Raw genomic sequence first — 22,896 nt, 5'->3', positions numbered from 1 at the left:
GATATATATTAATCGCGTTGCGCTTGCATCGGCGGAAGGAAAGGAATACGCCATGTTTACGATTCTCATCGCCATTTTCACGATACAAATCGTCTATGTCTCTCTTTTCACGCTGCGCATGATATTAACCTTGAAGGGTCAGCGGTACTTGGCGGCCTCGATCAGCACGGTCGAGATTATCATCTATGTGCTTGGCCTGAATATGGTGCTCAAATATTTGGACGAACCGGTCAGCCTGATCGTGTACGCCGTCGGGTACGGCATCGGGGTGCTGGTCGGCTCCTGGATCGAGGACAAAATTGCGCTCGGCTACGTTGTCTTCAAAGTCATCGTCAACAATCCGGACAGCCCGCTGCCGAATTATCTCCGGGATCATGGCTTCGGCGTCACCTCCTGGATCGGCAGCGGCCGGGACGGGCATCGGCTCATGCTTGAGGTGCTGGCGAAGCGGAAGAACCGCAGCATGCTCCAACAATCGATTTTGGAAATTGAACCGAAGGCATTTATCGTCACCTCCGAGCCGACGCAGCTTCACGGAGGATTTTGGACCAAGGTCACGCGCCGCTAGGCGCGGGGCCTTTTTTTGTGGCTGGAGAAGGACGGTTTTTTTGGTAAACATAAGAATCTAAAATTTGCAGATAATGAAGACCAGAGGCCTGTTTTTTGTCGAAGCCTAAGTCTTTTGTTTCATATGGTCAGGATAGGTTTAATTATTAAGTATGCTTATGTGTAAATGCGCTATCAGCGATCGCGCGTTCTATTCCTTGCGCTGATTCGCGTACACATAACAAATAACCGCTCCCCATTTCAGGCCGGCCGGATTCATCTACATACTTGGCAGCACCCGCAGGGGTCGACAGCTTCTATCAATATTTTTTATAAAAAAGAGGTGATGGCGCATGATCCAATTCCAAAAAGTGAATAAGGTTTACGAAGGTGGCTTTCACGCGTTGAAAGACATCAATCTGGAATTCAAGAAGGGCGAGCTCACCGTTCTGATCGGACCGAGCGGATGCGGCAAATCGACCACCATGAAAATGATTAACCGTCTGATAACCCCTTCAAGCGGAAAAATCCTCATTAACGGCCAAGATATTTCGGAGCAGAACGCTGTGGAGCTCCGGCGCAATATCGGCTACGTCATTCAAAACATCGGATTATTCCCCCACATGACCATCGGCAAAAACGTTGCCGTCGTCCCGCAATTGAAGAAATGGGATAAAGCCAAGATCGAACAACGGGTGGATGAATTGCTGCGGCTCGTTCACCTCGATCCGGAAGTGTACCGCGATCGCTATCCATCCGAGCTGAGCGGAGGCCAGCAGCAGCGCATTGGCGTCATCCGCGCATTCGCCGCCGATCCGGACATCATTTTGATGGATGAACCGTTCAGCGCGCTCGATCCGATCAGCAGGGAGCAGCTGCAGGATGAGCTGATCCGGCTCCAGCAGGAGCTGAACAAAACGATTATTTTCGTCACCCATGACATGGATGAGGCGATCAAAATCGCGGATACGATCGTGCTGATGAAGGATGGCGAGGTCGTGCAGACCGGATCGCCGGAAAATATTCTTCGGCATCCGGCGAATGATTTCGTCCGCACATTCATCGGCCAGAAGCGGCTGGAGGGAGCGGCCGGCTTCGATATTCCGGTCGTGGATGAAGTAATGGTGCCGAAGCCGGTGACGGCGTATCCGAACCGGGGGCTGGCGGAAGCCATCAAGCTGATGGAGAGCCGCAAGGTGGACTCGCTGTTCATCGTCGACCGTGACGACAAGCTGCAGGGCATCGTCTCCATTTATAAGGTGCTGGACCAATACGGGGAGGAGAACAAGCGGGTGAGGGATGTGATGCGGCCGATCGGCTATTTCGTCCGGCCGGGAACGCCGCTGCCGGAAGCGGTGAAGATCATGAGCGACAACCGGCTTACGATTTTGGCGGTCGTCGACGAGAACGGCAAGTTTATCGGCTTGATTACCCGGGGCAGCATCGTCAAGCATTTGGCGGACGTATATCCATCAATCATGGAGAGCGCGCCGAATACATTCGGAGAGGAGGCGTAACCGATGGGTGGATGGTGGACATTTCTGCAAGAGCGTGGAAGCGACATTGTCACGGCGCTGGCCGAACATATGGTCATCTCGGCCGCTTCGGTGCTGATCGGGTGTCTCGTGGCCATTCCGCTCGGCATCGCGCTTATCTACAACACGTTCTCCTGGCTGAACAGCATCGTATTCTTCGTTGCCAATCTGCTCCAGACCGTGCCGAGTCTGGCGTTGCTGGCCATTATGATTCCGCTGATGGGCATCGGCATGAAGCCGGCCATATTCGCTTTGTTCCTCTATTCGATTATGCCGATTCTGCGCAATACGTACGATGGCTTCGAGTCCGTGGACCGGAGCGTGCTGGAGTCGGCCCGCGGCATGGGCTATGGGACGTTCCAGCGAATTGTGCGCATTCAGCTTCCGCTGGCCTTGCCTTATATTATGTCCGGCGTGCGCGTGACAACGGTCTACATTATTAGCTGGGCGACGCTCGCCGCCTTGATCGGGGCCGGGGGCCTGGGACAGTTGATCGTATCGGGCATGGGAGTCAACAAGCCGGAGCTGATCGTTACCGGAGCCGTCGGGGCCATCGTGCTCGCGTTTGTCATCGACGGACTTCTCGGGCTTTTGGAAAAAGCACTTACACGCCGTTTTGGACGGACGAGCAGCTTGTCTGCTTAACCTTGCCGTCCGTAACGGGGTGTACGGTCCGGGACTGGAGTGAATGAAGGAGGAGGATTCGGTATGACTGGACGAACACGGCCGGCGGGCCTCGCGATTGCCCTGCTGGCGTTGACGATATTGCTGTCATCCTGCGGGCTGGACAACCGGCTTGTCATCGGAGCGCAGACCTATTCCGAGGCGAAAATATTGGCCGAAATGTACAAGGCGCTCATTGAAGACCGCACCGAACTGAAGGCCAAGGTGCTGCCAGACCTGGCGGCGAGCGGCATCGTCATTAACTCGATGAAGAAGAACGAGCTGCAGATTGCCACGCTCTACACGGGCGAGATCTTCAACAACCATTTCCCGGTCGTCGAGACGAAGCAGCGGGATGAGGTATTGAAGCAGGCCCAGGAGGGCTTCGATAAATATTTTGATTTTACGTGGTTCGATCCGCTCGGCTTCGAGAATACGTATGCCTTCACCGTGCGCAGCGATCTGGCGCAGGAGCGCGGATATGAGAAAATATCCGATGTGCAGAAGGATGCCGGCAGTCTGCGGCTCGGCGTCGATACCACCTGGCTCGAACGGGGCCTGGACGGATACAAGGGCTTTCAGGATGAGTACGGCTTCCGGTTCGGCAAGGAGTTCCCGATGGAGCAAAGCCTCGTGTACGAGGCGGTGGCGAACAACCAGGTCGATATTGTGCTTGCTTATTCCACCGATTCGCGCCTGAAGGCTTATCAATTGAAGACGCTGCAGGATGACAGGCAATTTTTTCCGCCGTATGACGCTTCGACCGTGGTGCGCAATGATGTGCTGGAGGCGCATCCGGAATTAAAGGAGGTACTCGGCCTGCTCGTGGGAACCCTGGACGAGAAGACGATGATCGATTTGAACTATGAAGTGGATGTCGAAAAGAAAAGCGAACGGGAAGTGGCCGTCAATTATTTAAAACGAGTCGGGCTGCTTAAGTAAGAAAGGAGGCGCGCAATGGGAAGCTATGAATGGACAATTGCGGATTTAATCGCGTATATCGGCCGCAATACGGATTTATTATGGGAATATTTCGTGACCCATATCGTAATGGTGCTCACCGGCGTCGGCCTGGCCTTCGTCATCGGCGTTCCGCTCGGCGTGCTGTGCGCCCGGTACAAGGGCTTATCCCGGCTCATTCTCGCGGTGACGAGCACGCTCCAGGTCATCCCGAGCCTGGCCCTGCTCGTGCTGCTGATGCTCGCGTTCGGACTCGGCACGAAGACGGTCGTCGTCGGCCTGCTTCTGTACTCGCTCAACCCGATCGTCCGCAACACGTACGTCGGGCTGAAGCAGGTCAATGCGAGCTATGTCGAGGCCGGACGCGGCGTCGGCATGAGCCCGCTGCAGCTGCTGTTCAAGGTGCGGTTCCCGCTGGCGCTGACTTATATGCTGACCGGGCTGCGCATCGCGGCCGTCATCGCGATCGGGGTCGCGACGATCGCGCCTATCGTCGGCGGGGACGGATTGGGCCGGGAGATCTATGCCGGCATCAATTCGCAGAACCCGCTGCGCATTTACGCCGGGGCGATCCCGGCGGCGCTGCTCGCCATCGTCGCAGATGTGCTGCTCGCCATCCTTCAGAAACGATGGAACCTCACGGAGCGCAAATCGCGGAAGAACGGCGCCGGGCCGGGCTCGACCCGTCCGGCCGCCTGACGCGGGCGGAAGCCCCGCGGCGGGGGATTAGGCCTGCCGTTACGATAATCGGCTAATTTTAACGGTCAAAAAAATACCCTAAAATAAAAACGATCAGTATAAGCAGTATGATTAGCGCTGCTTTTTGCCGCCAGGACATATACGGACTCTCCCATAGGCACACATCATTTCTGAAATGATTTCATGGAAACAAGTCAGTCTTCCCTGGAGAGTCCAAGGAAGACTGACGTCATATTTCTAGTCGTTAGCGGTCGTAGAGAAGGAATTGCCGTCTGCCAAGCCGCGAACTTCAAAAGTATATAAGCAACGCTACCATTTATAAGTTAAAATGTAAATCCTGATTTTGAGTCATAAGAAATTATAAAAGTTAGTTGGAAGAACGAATCACAGCAATATCCTCAAGAAGTCTGATGAACAAAGGGGTAAAGGGCCGAGGGGGAGTCGGAACAGCACCATCGGTCACCTCTGCATGTCTGATTTTCTCCTCATGCGGGTTCAAGAATCTTAATATCAGGCTACCGTAGCGAGTGGAAGCCTCGCTCAATCCCAGGCCGTGACTTATTCTACCGGACTTTTCGAATGGGCAGATATATTGCGCATCGGCAAAAGCGAATGTCCGGAACTACCAATTGGGCAAACGGCTGAAAGCGTTGTACAATAGAAGCAAGGACTTTTATCTTCTCAATGGACAGACAGGGTGATGTACATGTCACATGACGGCAGGCGCGGTCATGACAGCGAGGCCGAGGCGCGCGGCGTCATCGAATTTCGTTCGGAGCAGGAGCTGCAGGCCCATCTTCCTTGCAAGGTGTACCGGTTGGATCAGTCGATCGGCAACATCTGGGATCATACTCATGACTACATTCAGATCTGGTACGTGCTGAAAGGCGAGTTCAAGCATACGATTAACCATCATAGTTATCATATGGTCAAAGGGAATTTATTCATTATCCCGCCGTTCGCGGTCCATCGGGTCGAGATGGTGGCCGGGCAAGAGGTGGAGATTATCGGGTGCGAATTTTTACCGCATTTCGTCCTTGATTCGGCGGAGCGCGAAGGCGAGCGGGGCGTTGACTTTTCTTATCTGGAGCAGTTCCTGATGGATGAGAAGCAGTCGACGCCGAAGGTGGCACTGACGGGTGATACCGATATCCAGGTGGGGCGGCTGCTGCAGGAGATGCTGGAGGAGTATCAGCATACCCGCCGGTATTACGAACTGGTGCTGAAGGCTGATCTGCTCCGGCTGCTGGCGATTATTATTCGCGAATATACGAAGCCCGCCGACAAGACAAGCGAAGAAGACGATCGGGTGGAAAAATACCGGGACGTCATTACCTCCGTTACCGAATATATTCATCTTCACTATGCGGAAGAGCTGAGGCTGGAACGGCTGTGCCGCCAATTCAGCTTGTCGAAGACGTATTTTTGCTACTTGTTCAAGCGCTTCACCGGCAAAACCTTCAATGATTACTTGATTGATCTGCGAGTACGCAAGGCGGTCGATTGTCTGCTGGAATCCGATATGTCGATTACGGAAATTTGCTTCGGCGTCGGGTTTAACGATCTGGCTTACTTCTCGCGGATATTCAAGCGGCATACCGGCCTGTCTCCCTCTCAGTACAAGAAGAAGGCGCCCGGGCGGCTGGAGTAGGATGAATCCGGGAATATCAAGCGGCGGAACCGCATTCCCGGGCGGAGGGAGACGCGTGCGAAGCCGGCGGATCGGAGGGAGCGGGAGCCGGACTTGACTTTGCGGGTGCAATCGATTACGATGAGATTATCCATATACAGGGAGAGATGTTAATGTTGGCGAGCGTTCTTAACTAATCAATTCCATAGGGAAGCCTTGCATTTGTTCGAAAAAGCGTCTTGCTGGACGTTTATTTGAGCATGTGCGAATCAGACTTCCGGAATTAGTTAAGAACAGCGGAGATTCATTTGAAGCCAAGATTAACGTCTGCAGGCGACACGATCCGTGCTGTTGTTAGAGCACGGTTTTTTTGCGTTCAGGAGAAGGGAAGACGCACGCTTTCGGCGAATGCGCGCCCGCTCCTTGCACGTGATTGCGCTGCCCGGGCGGGACCGGGCAGAGCCGGGTCGCGATACGTTATGACGGAAGGCAGAAGATGCGATACTTGCGCATTCTTCTGCCTTTTTTGTCGCATGCGGACATCTGTGTTGGAAGGAAGATATGAGAAGGAGTGCTGAACATGGACGACAAAATGCTGGAGCGTCTAGAATACGGACGCGTGAAGCAGGAGGTAATGAAGTATGCTCTCTCTTATGCCGGGCAGCGGCATATAGAGGAGATGAAGCCGCTCACCGATGCCAAGGCGGTGCAGCATGCGCTGCTGGAGACGGAAGAGGCGACTCGGATGCTTGCCAAGGGGGCAAGCGTTCCAATTCCTTCCCTGCAAGGAATGGACACGGTGCTGTCCCTGCTTGGGTCAGGGTATCTGTTCGGCGAGAAGGATATTGCGCATGTACGGCAGTTCCTGCACAGCTGCTCGCAGCTTATCGCCTATATGCGGTCCAAGGAGGGAATCGCCCCGACGGTCGCCGCCTATGCGGCCTCAATGCATCCGCTGGACGGGGTGGCGTCCGAGATCGACCGCTGCCTCGCGCATGGCCGGATTCGGGATGAGGCGAGCAAGGAGCTGCATAAGGTCCGGCGCAAATTGACGGCCGTCGAAGACAAGATCCGCGGCAAAATCGACGCGCTGTTGAACCGGTACCGCTCGCTGATGCAGGAAAATCTCGTGAGCCAGCGGAACGGACGCTATGTTTTTCCGATCAAAAAGGAGTACCGTAAGCAGATCAAGGGCAGCGTCGTTGACGAATCGTCCAGCGGACAGACGGTCTATGTCGAGCCGCAGGAACTGGCCGTGCTGCAGCAGGAGCTGGCGATCCTTCGTATCGAGGAAGGGAAGGAAGAGGCGAAGATTCTCAGCTATCTGACCGAGCTGCTCGATGGTAAAGCGGAGGAGTTGCGCCGCAATGCGGAAACGGTAGGCTGGTATGACTACGTGTTCGCGCGGGGGAAATATGCGCAATCGATCGAAGGGCAGCCGGTCCGCTTGAACGAGAACGGCGTCGTCGATCTGCGGCAGGCGAAGCATCCGCTGCTTGGCGGCGGCACGGTTCCGCTCGATATTCAGATCGGGCGGGGCTACCGGGCCTTGATCGTCACCGGGCCGAACACAGGCGGCAAGACGGTGGCGCTCAAGACGGTCGGGCTGCTGTGTCTGATGGTGCAGTCCGGCTTGCTTGTGCCTGCCGGGGAAGGGAGCAGCTTCCCGGTGTTCCGCCATATCGCGGCCGATATCGGCGACGGGCAGAGCCTGGAGCAGTCGCTCAGCACGTTCTCGGCTCATATTACGCGGGTCATCGATATGCTGGCCTTTGCGGATGAGGCGACGCTCGTGCTTATTGACGAGATGGCGTCGGGCACCGATCCGGGTGAAGGGGTCGCCCTGTCGATCGCGCTGCTGGAGGAGCTGGCGCGGCGCGGGACGATGGTCATCGCGACGACCCACTACAACGAGATCAAGCATTTCGCCGGCGTCACGCCGGGCTTCCGCAACGCCCGGATGGAGTTCGATCCGGATACGCTGCAGCCGCTCTATCGGCTCTGCATCGGAGAAGCCGGCAGCAGCTACGCCTTCCTCATCTCACGGAAGCTCGGGCTGAACCCGGAGCTGATCCGCCGAGCGGAGGAACTGGCGGCGCGCCGGGAGGAAGCGCCGGGGCTGCGCGCGGATGCGGAAGCGGGGACGGCGGCGGGCTATGACGCCGGATTGCTGCGGGATGGCGAATCCATGTCGGAGCCGGTGTCCCGGCCGCTGCTTGACTCAGAGGCGCCCGCGGCTGTTAACGGGGCCGCCTCGCCTGAGGATGGGGCAGCGGAGAATTCGAGTGGAGTGGAGGCGAAGCAGGACCGTCCGCTGGAGATTGGCGATTGCGTCTATATCTCGTATCTAGGGCGGACCGGAATCGTATATGAAGCGGCGGATGCACGGGGCAATGTCGGAGTCATGATTGAGCGGCAGAAGGTCAAAATCAATCATAAGCGGCTGTCGCTGTATATTGAAGGCAAGGAATTGTATCCGGAAAATTATGATATGGACATCGTGTTCGAGACGAAGGAGAACAGGAAAAAGCGGAAGCTGATGGAGCGCAAGCATGTGGAAGGCTTGAGCATTGTCCATGAGGCGGAGGAATGATGCCGGGCGGGGCCTGCGGGCCCCGTCAGATCCGAATCATATGGAACGCGAACAATGAAAATATTTTAGGTATCGGTGAGGGCGTGATACAGTAGAGCGAGATAATTGGTTGCTTGAGGAGGGGATGCATGATGCTGCGCGCAGTATTGTTCTGCCTGTCGCTCGTGTTGGCGTCGGGCTGCGGCGTCGCGGAGGAGCGCTTCGCAGACGGCCATATTCAGGCTGGATCGGGGAAGGACAGCGAGAGCAGGGAAGCGATGGCCCGCGATGCGGCACTGCTTGACGCAGCGAAGAAGGGCAAGGAGGAAGACGTCCGGCGGTATATTAAGGAAGGCGCCGATGTCAATGCGCAGGACGGCAGCGGGCGCACGCCGGCGATGCTGGCGACGCTAGGCGGACATACGGAGGTCGTTCGCCTTCTGATTGACGAAGGGGCGGATGTCAATATCCAGGCGGATAACCGGGACAATCCGTATTTATATGCGGGCGCGGAGGGGCAGCTCGATATTTTGAAGCTGACGATTGAAGCGGGAGCGGATACGAAGCGGACGAACCGCTTCGGCGGAACGGCGCTTATCCCGGCCGCGGAGCATGCGCATCTGGACGTCATCGAGTATTTGCTGACGTCGTCGGATGTGGATGTGAACCATGTGAACAACCTCGGCTGGACCGCCCTGATGGAGGCGGTCGTGCTGGGCAGCGGCGGGGAGCCGCACCAGCGGACGGTGGAGCAGTTGATCCGGCATGGCGCGGACGTGAACATCCCGGATCGTGACGGGGTGACCGCTCTCAGCCATGCCCGTTCGCGCGGCTTCACCGAGCTCGCGCGGCTGCTGGAGCAGGCTGGAGCCAAGGCGGATGCTCCTTAGAGCCAGCAGGCAGCGCCCCGCCTTGGCTTCGGCCTGGCGTGGCGGCGCAGTAGTTGTCCTCTTTGCTCTTATGTTCACTCTGGCATCGGTTCAGGTTCCCTGCCTAGCTTGTTGTCTCATCCCCTTTGATGTCCTTATGAGTACTATCCCATTAAGGCAGAATTATTTTTTCTGTTCCGATGGGATATTGTTCGCGATGAGGGAGACTGGTAGACCTAAGCTTCCTGCCTCGATGGGATATTGGCGGCAAGAGGGCATGAGCAGGTTCGTATTCTGCGCCGATGGGATATTGTTGATAAGAGAGCAAGAGCAGGTTCGTTTTCTGCCTCGATGGGATATTGGTGACAAGAGAGTATGAGCAGGTTCGTTTTCTGCCTCGATGGGATATTGGTTATAAGAGATCATGAGCAGTTAGTTTCCTGCGCCGATGGGATAGCGGTCGTAAGAGGCCAGGGGATGATTAGGGTTGACTATTTAGTACGGCACGCCGTGTCGTTCCTGCCCAAAAGAACGGCTCATTTATACATTTGCCTTCGAACCCGGCTTGCCGGGTTTATTTGTGTAAGAAAGTCCAACAATTGTGGACTATAGTTCAATGTGTTTTGCACGGGCTTTCCTATAATAGAGGTGAGAGGAACGGCCGGGACTGTAACCGTTTGCAGCAGCAGGACGCGATACAAGCCGGTTGAACCAAGACGAAATGGAGTGAGCCAGGGTGAAATTAGGAGTCAGTATTTATAGCTTGCATGCCGCTCTGCAGGATAAACGGATGACGGTACTGGACGTGCTGGACTGGATTAAGGCGCAAGGAGCCGATCATGCGGAGATCGTGGACATGGATCTCGATCTGGCCAATCATCCCGATCGGGTGGATGCCATTCGCGAGAAGGCGGCGGAGATCGGTCTGGAATTGTCCAATTACTGCATCGGGGCGAACTTCGCCGGACTCGATGACGAAGCGTTCGCCAAGGAAGTGGCGCGCGTCAAGTCGCATGTGGACGTCGCTCATCGTCTCGGCGTGAAGCGCATGCGTCATGATGTCGCATCGCGGTTCTATCCGGAGACCGATGTCAGCTATTTCGAGCAGGATTTCCCCGCGCTCGTGGAGGCATGCCGCCAAATCGCCGACTATGCGGCGGGCTTCGGCATTACGACAAGCGTGGAGAACCACGGCTTCTACATTCAGGCAAGCGAGCGGGTGAAGCGTCTGGTGCTGGCGGTCGATCGCGAGAACTTCCGCACGACGATGGACGTGGGCAACTTCACGTGCGCGGACGAGAATCCGCTGAATGCCGTCCGTAACAACGTCGGGCTGGCGTCCATGGTTCACCTGAAGGATTTCTACATCCGTCCGGCGGATCGCAATCCGGGCGAAGGCTGGTTCCGCTCGCTGTACGGCAATTACTTGCGCGGCGCCATCGTGGGGCAAGGCGATCTGCCAATGTACGATCTTATCCGCACGGTGAAGGGATCGGGTTATGACGGATACGTCAGCATCGAATTCGAGGGCATGGAAGATTGCCTTAGAGGTACGAAAATCGGAATCGAAAATGCGCGGCGTATCTGGTCTGAAGTGTAAACGCGCCATAATACGATTATTTTATAGCCGGAGTTAAGCAACTCTTTATTATCAATATCTAGGGGAGGAAGTCCATCATGAGCAAAGTCAAAGTAGGCGTCATTGGCGCAGGTTCGATCTCGGAAATGCATTTTGGAGGATATCAAAAGAACAATGAGGCCGAGCTGGTGGCGGTCTGCGATCTGAATGCGGATCGGGCTAAGGAGAAGGCGGAGAAATTCGGGGCTCCCGAGGCGAAGATTTACACGGACTATCATGAGCTGCTTGCGAATCCGGACGTAGAGGCGGTCAGCATCTGCACATGGAACAACTCTCACGCGGAGATCGCGATTGCCGCGCTGGAAGCGGGCAAGCATGTCCTTGTCGAGAAGCCGCTCTGCAAGACGGTGGAGCAGGCGCTGGCGGTGCAGGAAGCGCAGAAGAAAAGCGGCAAGACGCTTCAAGTGGGTTATGTCCGCCGTTATGGCATGAATACCCGCGTGTTGAAAAAATTTATCGACGCCGGCGACCTGGGCGAAATCTATTATGCGAAGGCGTCCTGTCTGCGCCGGCTGGGCAACCCGGGCGGATGGTTCAGCGATGTGGAGCGTTCCGGCGGCGGTCCGCTTATCGACCTGGGCGTCCATGTCATCGACCTGTGCTGGTATCTGATGGGCAAGCCGAAGGTCAAATCGGTTAGCGGCAACGCGTACAACCGTCTCGGCAACCGGAACCATATCGAGAATCTGTCCTTCTACCAGGCCGCGGATTACGACGCGAACGTGAACACGGTCGAGGATATGGCCAACGCGCTTATCCGCTTCGAGAACGGAGCCTCGCTCGCTGTGGATGTCAGCTTCGCGCTGCATTTGAAGCAGGACGAGATCAGCGTCCGCTTGTTCGGGGACAAGGGCGGCGCGGAAGTTGAGCCGCAGCTGCTCATTATGGGAGAAAAGCATGATACGATTTTGAATATGACGCCGCAAATCGACCACCTCAGCTTTGATTTCGAACGGGGCTTCCAAAAAGAAGTCGATCATTTCATCGATTGCTGCCTTGGGCGCACCGAGACGATCTGTCCGGTGGAAGACGGCGTGGAACTCATGAAAATCCTTTGCGCGATTTACGAGTCGAGCGCCAAGGGAACCGAAATTGTTTTCTCTTAATGCAATGGCGAAGAAGCGGGAGGGAGGAAGAACAGCATGAACCGCAAAGACCCCGCTTTGGCTGTAATAACACGCAGCAATGATAATGATATGCTGCAGGCGATTCGGCTGATTGAGCCGAATGTGGCCGTCCTGCATCCGGATGAGGTGCGGGAAGGCGTATTGGATGCGTACGAAGCGATTGCGCTGCTCGGCGGAACGGAAGAGACGCCGCTTCTGTTCCCCGCGCATCAGCGCGTGCTGCTGGAGAAGCAGATTGCCGCCGGCAAGCGCATCTTCGCGGAATATGTGGCCAGCATCGGCCATGTGTATTGCGAGCCGCCCCAGTCGACGCGGTACCATCGTCTCATCTATTGCTCCAAGGAGACGGATCTGGCGGGACTGCCGCTCGGCGCGCTGCTCGATGATCAGTGCGGCATGCGCCTGCGTCCCTTCGCGGGGGCGTGCCTGCACGATGTGCCGATTTTGCAGTATGCGCGAGTGCATGCGCATGACCGCGTGGAGCTGGATGATTCCTTCTTCGGGGAAGTGTCCGACCGCGCGCTCTGGTTCGAGCAGGATACGCTGCTCGTCTGCGGCTTCCGGCTCTGCCCGTGGCTGCGCGCACGCTATTCTCCGCTGCAGCGCATCCGGCATGTCGTCGCCTTTGTCATCGGCTGGCTGCTGGATCGCGGGATCGAGGTCGCGGCTCTATCTTCGCTGGAGCCGGTCGTCAGCACCGGCCCCGACGGAAGGCGGGCCGCTTCCTATAGAGAAGCCGCGGAACGCGCCATCCGCTGGTTCGAGCGATCGGGCGTGCTGTACGATGAAGGCCGCACCGGGGTGCACGAGGGCTGGGGCACCGAGATATACGGCGACGGCAGCCAGCGGCTGAGCCGCCAACAGCGGGCTGACTGCATCGGCGAGACGGCGATGGCCTATTTCATGCATTATAAGGTGACGAACGATGAGCGCAGCCTCGCCATTGCGAATCGCCTGCATGATTATGTCTTCCAGTACTTTCTGTGCAAAGAGGATGTCCCTTGGTCCGGCATGATGCGTTTTAACGCGGAGGCGTGGAGCATCTGTTATCAGGATGACGTGTCGCGAGCCATTCTGCCGCAAATGTGGCAATGCTTCTTGGAGGGCAGCGAACGTCATCTGGACGACTGTCTGCTGGCGCTCAACTTCCTCTTGAAGACGACCGGGTCGGATGGCATGCGGGTGTCGCGCACGAATAATATGATATTCGACCGACATCCCGAGGAGCTTCACAGAATGCGCAGCGAGCCGGCCCAATTCCCGAGCGCTCATTATAACGCTTATTATTACGCGGCGCTGCTGCTCGCGTACCAGCTTACCGGGATCCGGCTGTTCCTGGATGCCGGCCGCAAAGGGCTGGAGGCGCTGATGCGCGTCTATCCGGATACGGTGCGGGAGCAGAGCCAGACGCAGGAGTTGTGCCGTCTCGTGCTGCCGCTAAGCTGGCTCTACTGGTCGACGCAGGATGAGCGGCATCGCGAGTGGCTGTATCGGGTAACCGAGGATTTGCAGCGCTTCAAGCATCCGAGCGGCACTTATCTGGAATGGGATGAAGGCTATAAGGCGCCGATGTGGGAAGAGAACGGCATGCGGGACAACTCGCTCGTTACGGAGAACGGGCACCCTGTCGTCGACCTGCTGTATTCCAACAACTGGCTTCCGATGGCTTGGATGCAGGCTTACTTCGTGACCGGCGACAGCATGTTCCTTGACTTGTGGACGGAGAGCTCCGACTTCATGGTCCAGGCCCAGCTCAGCAGCCCCAATCCGGACATTGACGGCGCCTGGGCACGGGCCTACGATGTCGAGCTCGGCGAGGTCTTCGGATCGCCGTCCGACATGGGCTGGGGCCCATGGGCGATTGAATCGGGCTGGACGGTGGCGGAGATTGCGAGCGGGCTCATGATTGGCGATCTGAAGGATGAACTTGCCCCCCTTTTTCAAGAGCATGCCGCGAAGCGGCGGAAGGGAACGGGCTACCCGAACCGCTAGACCGGCCACTCGGCCTTCGGAATTGATTTTTGAATATGCGCAGCCGCGCATTTCCATCATAAACCTGATTAAGGAGTGATTCACATGGCATTGTTAACGAATCCAATCGGTGTCATTACGGACAGCTTCCGCCTTCCGCTGCGGGAAGCGCTGGCCAAGGCGAAGGAAGTGGGCGCGGACGGCGTGCAAATCTATGCGGTCAGCGGGGAGATGGACCCGGATAACTTGTCGAAAGATGCGCGCAAAGAACTGGCGAAGTATATCGATTCGCTCGGCTTGAAAATCTCGGCGCTGGTCGGCGACCTGGGCGGTCACGGCTTCCAGGACAAAGAGGCGAACCCGGCCAAAATCGAGAAGTCGAAGCGCATCCTCGATCTGGCGCTTGATATGGGAACCAACGTCGTAACGACCCATATCGGCATCGTGCCGGATGAGCAGAACGAGATATATTATGCGATGCAGCAGGCTTGTGAAGAGCTGAGCCAGTACGCGAACAGCCTGGGCGCGCATTTTGCGATTGAGACCGGCCCTGAGCCGGCGGCGCATTTGAAGTCGTTCCTGGATACGTTGTCGGGAAAAGGGGTAGCCGTCAACTTCGACCCGGCGAACATGGTGATGGTAACCGGAGACGATCCGGTGCAAGGCGTTCATACGCTGAAGGATTATATTGTTCATACGCACGTCAAGGACGGCGTCCGTCTGCGGGAAGTCGATCCGCGCCTCGTCTACGGCATGCTCGGCTTCGAGCCAATGTCGCATGAGAAGATTGCGGACATGGCGACCGACGGGCCATTCCAGGAAGTGCCGCTCGGAGAAGGCAAAGTAGACTTCGATGCATATTTCCAGGCCTTGGTCGATATCGGCTATTCCGGCTATCTCACAATCGAACGCGAAGTCGGTGAATCTCCGGAGACCGACATCCGCAAAGCGGTTGAATTCATTAAGCGTTACAAAGGCTAAACAAGCAAGCCACCCGAATCTCGGGTGGCTTATTTCTTCTTATGATGAGGGTGGATTGTTCAGCAATTGCCAGAGCCGGTCATGCTTCTCCTGTCCGAGCGCATCCTCGGCTATATTGAGGAAGCCTTCTATGGTCGCGAATTGCCCCCGGTAGCGATTGAAGTAGCTCTTCCAGAGGACCGGGACAGCATCGGTTCCGGCCTCCTGCGCCCAGGCCGCGAGCAGTTCGGCGCCCCGGTCGCGGTAGATGGTCAAGGCATCCTCCCCGAGTTGGGCGGCAGGGAGCGCGATCGTCCGGTAATCGGTGGTTAAGGCGGATGGCCAAGGCTCCTGCAGCCGCTGATGCCGATAATAGCGTGCGGCGAATTCGGACATCCCCTCATCAAGGAAGCCATCGGTCCGTGAGTTGACGCCGATTGCGGATCCGAACCACTGCTCCGCAATCGATCGAAGCATATCGGGCGAGAGCGCGCCGTTCAGCTTCTCCTTCCTGCCGAACAGAACCACGCCGTCGAGGCTGTCGCTCATCCCGGCATAGGGAGCTTCGACGAATGCCCAATGCTTTCCCGGAAGCTCCCCGATCGCATCGGAGTAGAACGCGATCGCATCGGCTGCGGCGTCAAGCCATTGCTCGGTCGGCCGTTCCCCGTCGTCCAGCGTGTAGACCGCGAGGGACTTCCCGTCCGGAAGCGGCCGCTTCGTCTCGGTATAGTCCGGGCTGGCGTAGAACGCGAGCTGGCGGATTCCATTCGCCCGAATATGAGTGGATTGCACGCCGTCTTGCACGCGATGCTCCAATTGCTGTCCTGTCGTGACGACAATCCAGGAAGCGGGCAGCTGGAGATGAACGTCGTAATCCGCCGGATAAAAATAATCGCTCGGGTATCCGGGATAATTCGGTACCCGGTTCCAGGCATGGCGCAGCGGATTGTATACCGCAAGCTGCGGCGTCCAATAGGTTCCGCCGGCGAATTGTTCGTTGCAAGCCAGCCTCCAGGCTCCGTACGGGACTTGGATCTCATAGCGGATGCGAAGAGACACGGTGCCGTTCGGGGCGAGGGGCTGCTTCAGTTGTACGGTCAGAGACTGATTGGCATGCTCGTACTCCAGAGGCTGGCTGTTCTCCGAAGTTACGGCGGTCGTGGTGACTCCGCCGCTGGCAGGCAGGTCGGAGAGCGCGGTGCCCAGCAGCCCTTCGGACGCCAGGCGCTGATTGAGCTTCCGCTCATGAATCGGCTGCGCATCCGGAGTGCGGTAGCTGTCGGCATACCAATGGAAGACAAGCTCTTTCAAGGACTGATCGAACTCATTGCGAAAATGCACCACGGCCGTCGCCTTCAGCGAATGAGCGGCATCATTCCAGACGGCGGTCACTTGATACTGAATGGGGGATGATCCCTGCATAGCCTGCGCGCTGTTGTCCTTCCCCGTGCATCCTGCGAGGACGGCCACAAGGGCCAGCAGAGAGACGAGGATGCCGGCATGCCGCTGCAGAAGTGAATTGTATATGGAAACGCCCGTTAGCCTCATTGGCCCTCTTCCTTCCGTCATCGGTCCTATCGTATGCTATTTTTATTGTATCGAAGGCGCGTTTCGAGTCCTATTGAATTGACTTACGCCATGCTTACGATTTTGTCATCCGCAACCGATTCAAAAATTCAGGACTATTGTCGCAGAAAAATATGGTATTATTACATAAGTGTGAAAAATATTATAGAATACAGAACTCATGCATCTGGTTGCAGAAAGGAAGGATATTTTGATTTACCGTAAGCCGAAGATGCCAGACAATATCGAAGCCCTGCAAATGGAAACGCTTCCGTCCCTTCGGACCAAGCTGATGTTTCTGCAGATGACGACTCAAGACCTGAAGCTGTTAAAGCGGTTGACCCCTTATTTCGAAAAGTACGCCAAGGCCATTACCGACCGTCATTATGAGCTGCTGTTCGAAATTCCCGAGATGAAGCAATTAATCGAGCGTCACAGTACGCGCGAACGGCTGGCCAAGACATTCATCATCTATCTGAATTCGATTCCGAACATTCGACTTGACGAAGAATATATCCGGATACGGCAGAGGATTGGCGTTGTGCATAGTCATATCCAACTGGCGCCGGAGTGGTTCGTATCCTCCTTTTTACGAATATATGAATACTTTGTCCCGCTGATCCTGCAGGACTTTCGCACCGCTGAAGCGTCGGATCTGCTCCTGGCACTGCACCGTATCCTGATGCTGGATGCCCAAATCGTACTGGAGGCCTACCAGTCCGCCTACGAGTTCCGCTTGCTTGATACGAATAGCGAGACGATGGAAAAGCTGATTCAAATGGATGGAATACATACTTTATTAATGTCTGCCGAAGCGTCGATGCAGGATGCCCAGCATATTCAGGAGTCTGCAGAGCAGTTGACCGCCTCCATCGAGGAAGTCTCCTCACAGACGACCGAAGCCGCTGCCACGACCGAAAAAATGCTCGGCACGCTTCAGGAGAACCGTGCAATCGTGGAGCAGACGATAGACGGATTAGAGGAGATGACCGACTTGTTCCGTGATACCAAAGCACGGTTCGAGGAGCTTCAGCAGTCGCTCCTGGAGTTGTCCGGAGTCGTCGATATGATCAACTCCGTTGCGGATTCGACTCATCTGCTTGCGCTGAACGCATCGATTGAGGCGGCGCGGGCCGGCGAAGAAGGGCGCGGCTTCGCCGTCGTGGCAGGCGAAGTTCGGAGGCTGTCCGAGCAGACCAAAACCTCCGTAAGCGAGGTCTATGAAGTTATTGCCAACATCCAGCAGTTGGCGACATCCGTTCAGGAACGCACCGACCTGATGGCCGGCAAGATGGAGCTGCAGCATGATAAGAACCGTGGGGCATTCATACAGCTGGAGGAAATGATGCGCGCCATCGACGAGATGGGAATGTCGGAAGAGTCGATTGCTTCAATCGTCGAACAACAAGCGGCGGCCACGGTAGAAATCACGGAGCATATGAAAGAAATCGTCGATCAGACCCGGCAGGTCGTCACGTTGGCAAGAGACACGGGGGAACATTTATATCATACCAGCCGCTCGGTGGAAGAGCTTCGGTCAGAGTCGCTGCAGTGGTTCCATCATTTGAACGATTCTCAGCTGCTGCGGGTCCTCAAGACCGACCATTTGTTATGGAAATGGTGGATCTATAACCGGATGCTCGGCTACGACAAGAGCGAGATCCATATTATCGGGAATTCGCAGCGATGCCGGCTAGGAAAATGGATTGAAGCGCAAAAATCCGTTCCGGGTTCGGTGCTGACTCAACAGCGGGCGTTCCGCGAGATGGTCGAACGGCATGAGCGAGTCCATTCACTTGCGGAGACGGCAGCACGGCAGATCGATGCCGGTCAGACGGAGCAAGCCATCCAAAGCTATCATCAACTGGGTGAGCTGTCTTCGCAGCTGCTGGACAATCTGGATGGCCTGCGAACGCTGTTAAATCAGCCATTGCCCAAGAGCAGCCACGTATAGCAGCAAGACAAGCGCTGTTGCGGAGCGTGTTTTGTGCCCGCAGAATTCGACCGGGAAAGGATTGCCCGGGAAATGAATGTTGACAGCCAGCAAGAAAACTGAAATAAATCCGAAAATAGAAAGAAGCCCCGCTGCGCTTGCGTACGGGGCTTCCCAGATAGCATAGAGGCTATCTGCCTCTATGCTTATCTTTTCTTTTTTGGATGCGAATGCTCCGTTTTTTCTCCTTGAGAGCCTCGCGCTGTTCGCGGGTGCTTACCGTCCGCTCCTTTTTTCTCGCCTCAAGATCCAGCCTCAGCGCTTCCTGAGACTGCGACGATATTCCGTGCCGCTGCATCTCTCTGGCAACGATTCGGGCAAGCCGCTTCGGATTGACCGGACGCTTCCGGGAAATCTCCGTTTCAACACCGCTTTGAACCTGCTCCAACAACGGATTCATTCGGGTCATCACGAATTCCATCACTTCGGCATCTCTGGGCTCTGCACCAAACACATGACGACAAGCCTTCACTTGATTGCCGAATTGCTCTTCCACGACACCTACCCAGAACGGGGTCTCAAAATAAACGGTTAATTTCACATTCCATTCCCCCTCAAGTAACTTCGAGTGAGGGACATCCCGAGGGGGGAAGGTTACTGACATTCGCAGCAGCAAGATTCATTGCGCAAGCGAATGCGCCCGGACTACCAACCGGACCGTGTTTTTACACTCGATTCTATTATAACGCTTTGGCCAGTAGCGCCACAGCACTATATTTTGATGAACAGCAGCAATTTACTTTAGCTTGCCTTTTGATCTCAGATAATCCTCCACGAGTGTTTCGCCATGAAAGGCCTGGACCATCATCCAATCGGTATACAGTTTGCCGAATTTGGAGCTGAACCAATCGGAAGTGTATTGATTGCTTAATGAAAATAATTGGTATATTTCTCCAACGGTATTAGTATGCTTGAATCCATTGTCATCCACCCACTGCACCTTGCGCTTCAAATCGACTTTGCGGATATCTTTGAACTCCATTTGCAGGATGGAACCATCTTGTTTGTAATAAACGGCAATATTTTTCTCGTTAGGATGTCCTTTTAGCAAGCGCCAACCTTTCATATCTCCGCTGGCGGCCACATCATACATTTTCGACTTTTTGCTCTGTGCTGTTTTGTTCTTGGCGGAATCTTTCTTCGGAGGGTTCAAAATGGAATCCGGAATCGATCCGACATAGGTTGTATTCGTAGCTTGGTCATATTTCATCTTGAGCCCTAAAATATCGGCCACAGACTGGAACGAAACATACACATTTCCTCCGGTCGTTCCTCCGGTCGAAATGGTAGCGTCTTCGACCGGGATGCCGTGAATGCTTGCCTTGTATTCATTTATGGCACCGGTTACGCCACGATCGCCGGCGACCTCCCCGGACTCGCCGGTTTCCTTCACCTCTTTGCCGAGCGATTCCCAAGCTTCGATAACCTCATCGGACACCATCCCCGCCGGAAGCATGCCTAGATAGAAGGTCTTGCTGTCTTCATCGTACAAATAATCCAGTTGGAACAGATTGGCCATCCCTTCGAGAGTAGCGTAAACCTTGCCCTTGTACAGGAGGACGTTGCTCTTCACCAGCTTGCCGTTCACTTTCACGCGGGCTTCATTGAAATTGACGTTCATTTTGACCTTCTCCGCCGCAAATGCCTGTACCGGCGCCAGCAGCAGCGTAGCAGCCAGAAGTCCGCTAATCGCTTTTCTCAGTGCTTTCATTGTTCTGGATCCCGCCCTTTCGATATTCAACTTGTCCGGGTCGTAGCAAGTTCCCATTACTAGAATGACTTCCGGATAATCATATGTGAAAACAGCAAAATTGACCAGTATATGATTGGGTGATTGTGGTATCGAATTCCAGTGAAAAATGATAGATTTTAGAAATGTGGGGAAAGGTACGATGATTGAATATGGGATGAACCAGGCGCAAGGTATGCTTGATGACTTATGAATTATGAATGGTGAACTTAGATGATACTCCGGGATAATTAAGGGTTCTCAGTCCTTATCAGCACTCTCCCATTGGCTCAGACTGAACGCCCCAATAATGCTAGCAGGCACGATATGCGCAGGGTGGATCGAAAATGGACGGATAAAGAAGTATCAGGCAGCTTTCGCTCTCGAGTTGAATGCGTTCGCTCTTGTACGTGGTTCCTTGTTATGGAAAGAATAGGGCCTAACAGATGTGCACAATGACAGAAGCCGTGCCCACAGGCTTACGGAGGTATCCAAATTTTTATGGAAAATAAATTCATCTATATAGCGCTGCAAGTACTTGGGACCGATTCCGTGAAACGTATCATTCAGCCACCGGCATGCTTGCCGGAATGTCTGATACAAAGGGCTATTTCTGCGCACCCGAAAATACTGATCGACAATGGAGACACGCGCAGCGGTGCTCGGCTCGACGTGATCGGCAATAAACTGTTCGGTGCCAGAACGGTACAGGCGTTTTTCGATAACATGCTTCTTGTCAACCAACGTCATCTTGAGCTGAGGAAGCTCCCCTTCCGGAACGATGGATTCAGCAACGATTAGAGCGCATTCCCCGGGATGGAGTTCGACAGATGGACGATAGGCCCTGCCATAGAAGACGACAATGCCCTGAACTTCGCCGGAAAGCCGCTTCTCGGCATGGGCTTGGCTGATTGCCGCCCGTATCTTATGAAGCATTGACCAGGCGGTCTTATATGTAACCTGTATGAGGGAGCGCAGGCGAACGGCATTAATTCCTTCCTGAGCCCGTGAAAATAGCCAGAAGGCGGCGAACCACTTGCGCAGAGACGTTCGGCTGCCTTCCATGACCGTGCCCACGGTAGGCGTGGTCTGATGGCGGCAGGCGCGGCACTCATAGATAGGAAGCCGGCGGGTCTTGGTGATATAAGCGCTATGATGACTGCAGCGCGGGCAGGAGAAGCCATGCGGCCATTTCCATTGAACAAGATAATCGACGCAAGCGGACTCTGCCGGAAACTGACGGTATAACTCCTCAAGAGCAGCAATGTTCTCAAGACCATCCACCACCCTCGTCACCACCCTTTGCAAGGAACATTTGTTCTATATTCCATTATAACGAACATTAGTTCTTATTTCAAGATGAAAATGGAATATTCCGGATTGATAAATGGGGCTTTTTTAGTCGGGATTTTTAGTGGGGGAACTTTAGTGCGGATTCGGTTGTCGCTTCTGACGCGAAGGGATAGTGCTACAAAGGAGGAAGTCCCGACCTTTTGGAGCAGGATTCTGAGTCGATGGGAGAGTGCTGCTAAGGAATGGAAGACACCATTTTTCTGACAGGGGAGCGGTCTCGATCGTTTGGTCTTATCGCAAAAATAAGATAAAGTAGTAATTAGTGCATGCGCAAAGAGGGAGGAGGAAATGGTGCCGGGCAAGGCCGTTCTAACGGGGAGTTAGAAGGAAGCCGTTGTGAAGGATTTAAGCCGCTGGACTGTGGCTGGAATGTTGGGGAGCCTATGCCGCGTTCTATCTGTGGAGAGGCTTGGAAGACCACGCGAAAATCTCCACAGATGAACTTGCATAGTAACAATAGCGGAGCAGTTCTAGTCGAGCTGGTTCCATTTGTTGCCGAATTCCGGCGTTTTAAAGCTTGCCAGCATGCTAAGCAGCTCACGCGGATCGGTTGAGGATAGCAGCAGCTGCTCATGCTCGGCTCTGGCAAATCCGGCTTGGATGGAGTGACGAATCATCTCGATCATCGGCGTAAAGTAGCCCTGGATGTTGAGCACGCCAATCGGTTTTTTGTGGATGCCGAGTTGAGCCCAGCTTAGCGCTTCGAACAGTTCCTCGAATGTTCCGAGCCCGCCGGGCAGGGAGATAAACGCATCGGACAGGCGATGCATGGTCGCCTTGCGCTCATGCATGTCCGCTACTTCGATGAATTCGGTCAAGCCGCTGTGCATCAATTCTCCGCGGAACAGGCCGCGCGGCATGACGCCGGTCACTCTGCCGCCGAGACGGAGCATTTCGTTGGCGACTTCACCCATAAGACCTACGGTTGAACCGCCGTAGACCAGTTCAAATTGTTGTTCGGCCAATGCTTGGCCCAGTTCTTTCGCCAAGGCGGCGAAGTCGGGGTGGTTGCCCAGGTTCGAGCCGGCAAAGACACATATTTTTTTCATCGGTATGGCATCTCCTTCAATTCGATAGTACA

General features: G+C 55.2%; 18 protein-coding genes. 13 read left to right on the top strand and 5 right to left on the bottom strand.

Features of this window, described 5'->3' with window-relative positions; genetic code table 11:
* Positions 1-52 precede the first annotated feature (52 nt).
* From L6439_RS22160 to L6439_RS22105, 12 genes are all read left to right on the top strand, one after another.
* On the top strand, positions 53-568 hold the full coding sequence (locus L6439_RS22160; RefSeq protein ID WP_213470805.1) for a DUF2179 domain-containing protein: 516 nt from the start codon (positions 53-55) through the stop codon (positions 566-568).
* A gap of 331 nt (positions 569-899) precedes the next feature.
* Complete coding sequence (locus L6439_RS22155; RefSeq protein WP_168178304.1) at positions 900-2,063, top strand: ABC transporter ATP-binding protein; 1,164 nt, start codon at positions 900-902, stop codon at positions 2,061-2,063.
* Positions 2,064-2,066: 3 nt separating this feature from the next.
* Complete coding sequence (locus tag L6439_RS22150) at positions 2,067-2,726, top strand: ABC transporter permease (protein ID WP_168178303.1); 660 nt, start codon at positions 2,067-2,069, stop codon at positions 2,724-2,726.
* Positions 2,727-2,789: 63 nt separating this feature from the next.
* Positions 2,790-3,686, top strand: a complete 897-nt coding sequence (locus L6439_RS22145; protein ID WP_168178302.1) for a glycine betaine ABC transporter substrate-binding protein — start codon at positions 2,790-2,792, stop codon at positions 3,684-3,686.
* 15 nt (positions 3,687-3,701) lie between these two features.
* Positions 3,702-4,403 carry an ABC transporter permease gene (locus tag L6439_RS22140; RefSeq protein WP_168178301.1) on the top strand — a complete coding sequence of 234 codons (702 nt, stop codon included), beginning with the start codon at positions 3,702-3,704 and terminating at the stop codon, positions 4,401-4,403.
* A gap of 706 nt (positions 4,404-5,109) precedes the next feature.
* A complete protein-coding gene (locus L6439_RS22135; RefSeq protein ID WP_213470804.1) occupies positions 5,110-6,054 on the top strand; it encodes an AraC family transcriptional regulator in 945 nt (314 codons plus the stop codon).
* Between the two features lie 559 nt (positions 6,055-6,613).
* A complete protein-coding gene (locus L6439_RS22130; RefSeq protein ID WP_213470803.1) occupies positions 6,614-8,626 on the top strand; it encodes an endonuclease MutS2 in 2,013 nt (670 codons plus the stop codon).
* A gap of 128 nt (positions 8,627-8,754) precedes the next feature.
* The gene (locus L6439_RS22125) at positions 8,755-9,495 is read left to right on the top strand and encodes an ankyrin repeat domain-containing protein (RefSeq protein ID WP_172879035.1); all 741 of its coding nucleotides are present in this window, start codon (positions 8,755-8,757) and stop codon (positions 9,493-9,495) included.
* A gap of 715 nt (positions 9,496-10,210) precedes the next feature.
* Positions 10,211-11,074: a sugar phosphate isomerase/epimerase family protein gene (locus L6439_RS22120; RefSeq protein ID WP_168178298.1), complete on the top strand. Its 864-nt coding sequence runs from the start codon at positions 10,211-10,213 to the stop codon at positions 11,072-11,074.
* 77 nt (positions 11,075-11,151) lie between these two features.
* Positions 11,152-12,219 (top strand): Gfo/Idh/MocA family protein, encoded by a 1,068-nt coding sequence (locus L6439_RS22115; RefSeq protein ID WP_168178297.1) that lies wholly within the window; start codon positions 11,152-11,154, stop codon positions 12,217-12,219.
* A gap of 36 nt (positions 12,220-12,255) precedes the next feature.
* Complete coding sequence (locus tag L6439_RS22110) at positions 12,256-14,232, top strand: hypothetical protein (RefSeq protein ID WP_213470802.1); 1,977 nt, start codon at positions 12,256-12,258, stop codon at positions 14,230-14,232.
* 84 nt (positions 14,233-14,316) lie between these two features.
* On the top strand, positions 14,317-15,192 hold the full coding sequence (locus L6439_RS22105) for a sugar phosphate isomerase/epimerase family protein (protein ID WP_168178295.1): 876 nt from the start codon (positions 14,317-14,319) through the stop codon (positions 15,190-15,192).
* 39 nt (positions 15,193-15,231) lie between these two features.
* On the opposite strand, the gene L6439_RS22100 is transcribed toward L6439_RS22105, so the two are convergent.
* Entirely contained in the window at positions 15,232-16,722 is a 1,491-nt protein-coding gene (locus L6439_RS22100; RefSeq protein ID WP_213470801.1) for a gluzincin family metallopeptidase, read from the bottom strand.
* A gap of 229 nt (positions 16,723-16,951) precedes the next feature.
* Between L6439_RS22100 and L6439_RS22095 the strand changes: the two genes are divergently transcribed.
* Positions 16,952-18,694 (top strand): protoglobin domain-containing protein, encoded by a 1,743-nt coding sequence (locus tag L6439_RS22095; RefSeq protein WP_237096591.1) that lies wholly within the window; start codon positions 16,952-16,954, stop codon positions 18,692-18,694.
* Between the two features lie 169 nt (positions 18,695-18,863).
* Here L6439_RS22095 and L6439_RS22090 read toward each other — a convergent pair whose 3' ends face one another.
* The 4 genes from L6439_RS22090 to L6439_RS22075 form a co-directional block, all read right to left on the bottom strand.
* Positions 18,864-19,274, bottom strand: coding sequence for a YjdF family protein (locus L6439_RS22090; RefSeq protein ID WP_168178292.1), 411 nt, complete (start codon positions 19,272-19,274; stop codon positions 18,864-18,866).
* 195 nt (positions 19,275-19,469) lie between these two features.
* Positions 19,470-20,444 carry a hypothetical protein gene (locus tag L6439_RS22085; RefSeq protein WP_213470798.1) on the bottom strand — a complete coding sequence of 325 codons (975 nt, stop codon included), beginning with the start codon at positions 20,442-20,444 and terminating at the stop codon, positions 19,470-19,472.
* Positions 20,445-20,828: 384 nt separating this feature from the next.
* A complete protein-coding gene (locus tag L6439_RS22080) occupies positions 20,829-21,746 on the bottom strand; it encodes a transposase (protein ID WP_168178290.1) in 918 nt (305 codons plus the stop codon).
* A gap of 539 nt (positions 21,747-22,285) precedes the next feature.
* The gene (locus L6439_RS22075) at positions 22,286-22,864 is read right to left on the bottom strand and encodes an LOG family protein (protein ID WP_168178289.1); all 579 of its coding nucleotides are present in this window, start codon (positions 22,862-22,864) and stop codon (positions 22,286-22,288) included.
* Between the last annotated feature and the right edge of the window lie 32 nt (positions 22,865-22,896).

This window comes from Paenibacillus dendritiformis, from assembly GCF_021654795.1.
Lineage (GTDB): Bacteria > Bacillota > Bacilli > Paenibacillales > Paenibacillaceae > Paenibacillus_B.
This window is presented reverse-complemented; position numbering and strand designations above follow the sequence as displayed.

Excerpts from the sequence above, each read along its gene's own strand:
- L6439_RS22105 (WP_168178295.1), top strand. The coding sequence starts at position 14,317 with ATGGCATTGTTAACGAATCCAATCGGTGTCATTACGGACAGCTTCCGC.
- L6439_RS22150 (WP_168178303.1), top strand. The coding sequence starts at position 2,067 with ATGGGTGGATGGTGGACATTTCTGCAAGAGCGTGGAAGCGACATTGTC.
- L6439_RS22125 (WP_172879035.1), top strand. The coding sequence starts at position 8,755 with ATGATGCTGCGCGCAGTATTGTTCTGCCTGTCGCTCGTGTTGGCGTCG.
- L6439_RS22160 (WP_213470805.1), top strand. The coding sequence starts at position 53 with ATGTTTACGATTCTCATCGCCATTTTCACGATACAAATCGTCTATGTC.
- L6439_RS22130 (WP_213470803.1), top strand. The coding sequence starts at position 6,614 with ATGGACGACAAAATGCTGGAGCGTCTAGAATACGGACGCGTGAAGCAG.
- L6439_RS22110 (WP_213470802.1), top strand. The coding sequence starts at position 12,256 with ATGAACCGCAAAGACCCCGCTTTGGCTGTAATAACACGCAGCAATGAT.
- L6439_RS22140 (WP_168178301.1), top strand. The coding sequence starts at position 3,702 with ATGGGAAGCTATGAATGGACAATTGCGGATTTAATCGCGTATATCGGC.
- L6439_RS22115 (WP_168178297.1), top strand. The coding sequence starts at position 11,152 with ATGAGCAAAGTCAAAGTAGGCGTCATTGGCGCAGGTTCGATCTCGGAA.
- L6439_RS22135 (WP_213470804.1), top strand. The coding sequence starts at position 5,110 with ATGTCACATGACGGCAGGCGCGGTCATGACAGCGAGGCCGAGGCGCGC.
- L6439_RS22075 (WP_168178289.1), bottom strand. The coding sequence starts at position 22,864 with ATGAAAAAAATATGTGTCTTTGCCGGCTCGAACCTGGGCAACCACCCC.
- L6439_RS22145 (WP_168178302.1), top strand. The coding sequence starts at position 2,790 with ATGACTGGACGAACACGGCCGGCGGGCCTCGCGATTGCCCTGCTGGCG.
- L6439_RS22155 (WP_168178304.1), top strand. The coding sequence starts at position 900 with ATGATCCAATTCCAAAAAGTGAATAAGGTTTACGAAGGTGGCTTTCAC.
- L6439_RS22100 (WP_213470801.1), bottom strand. The coding sequence starts at position 16,722 with ATGAGGCTAACGGGCGTTTCCATATACAATTCACTTCTGCAGCGGCAT.
- L6439_RS22085 (WP_213470798.1), bottom strand. The coding sequence starts at position 20,444 with ATGAAAGCACTGAGAAAAGCGATTAGCGGACTTCTGGCTGCTACGCTG.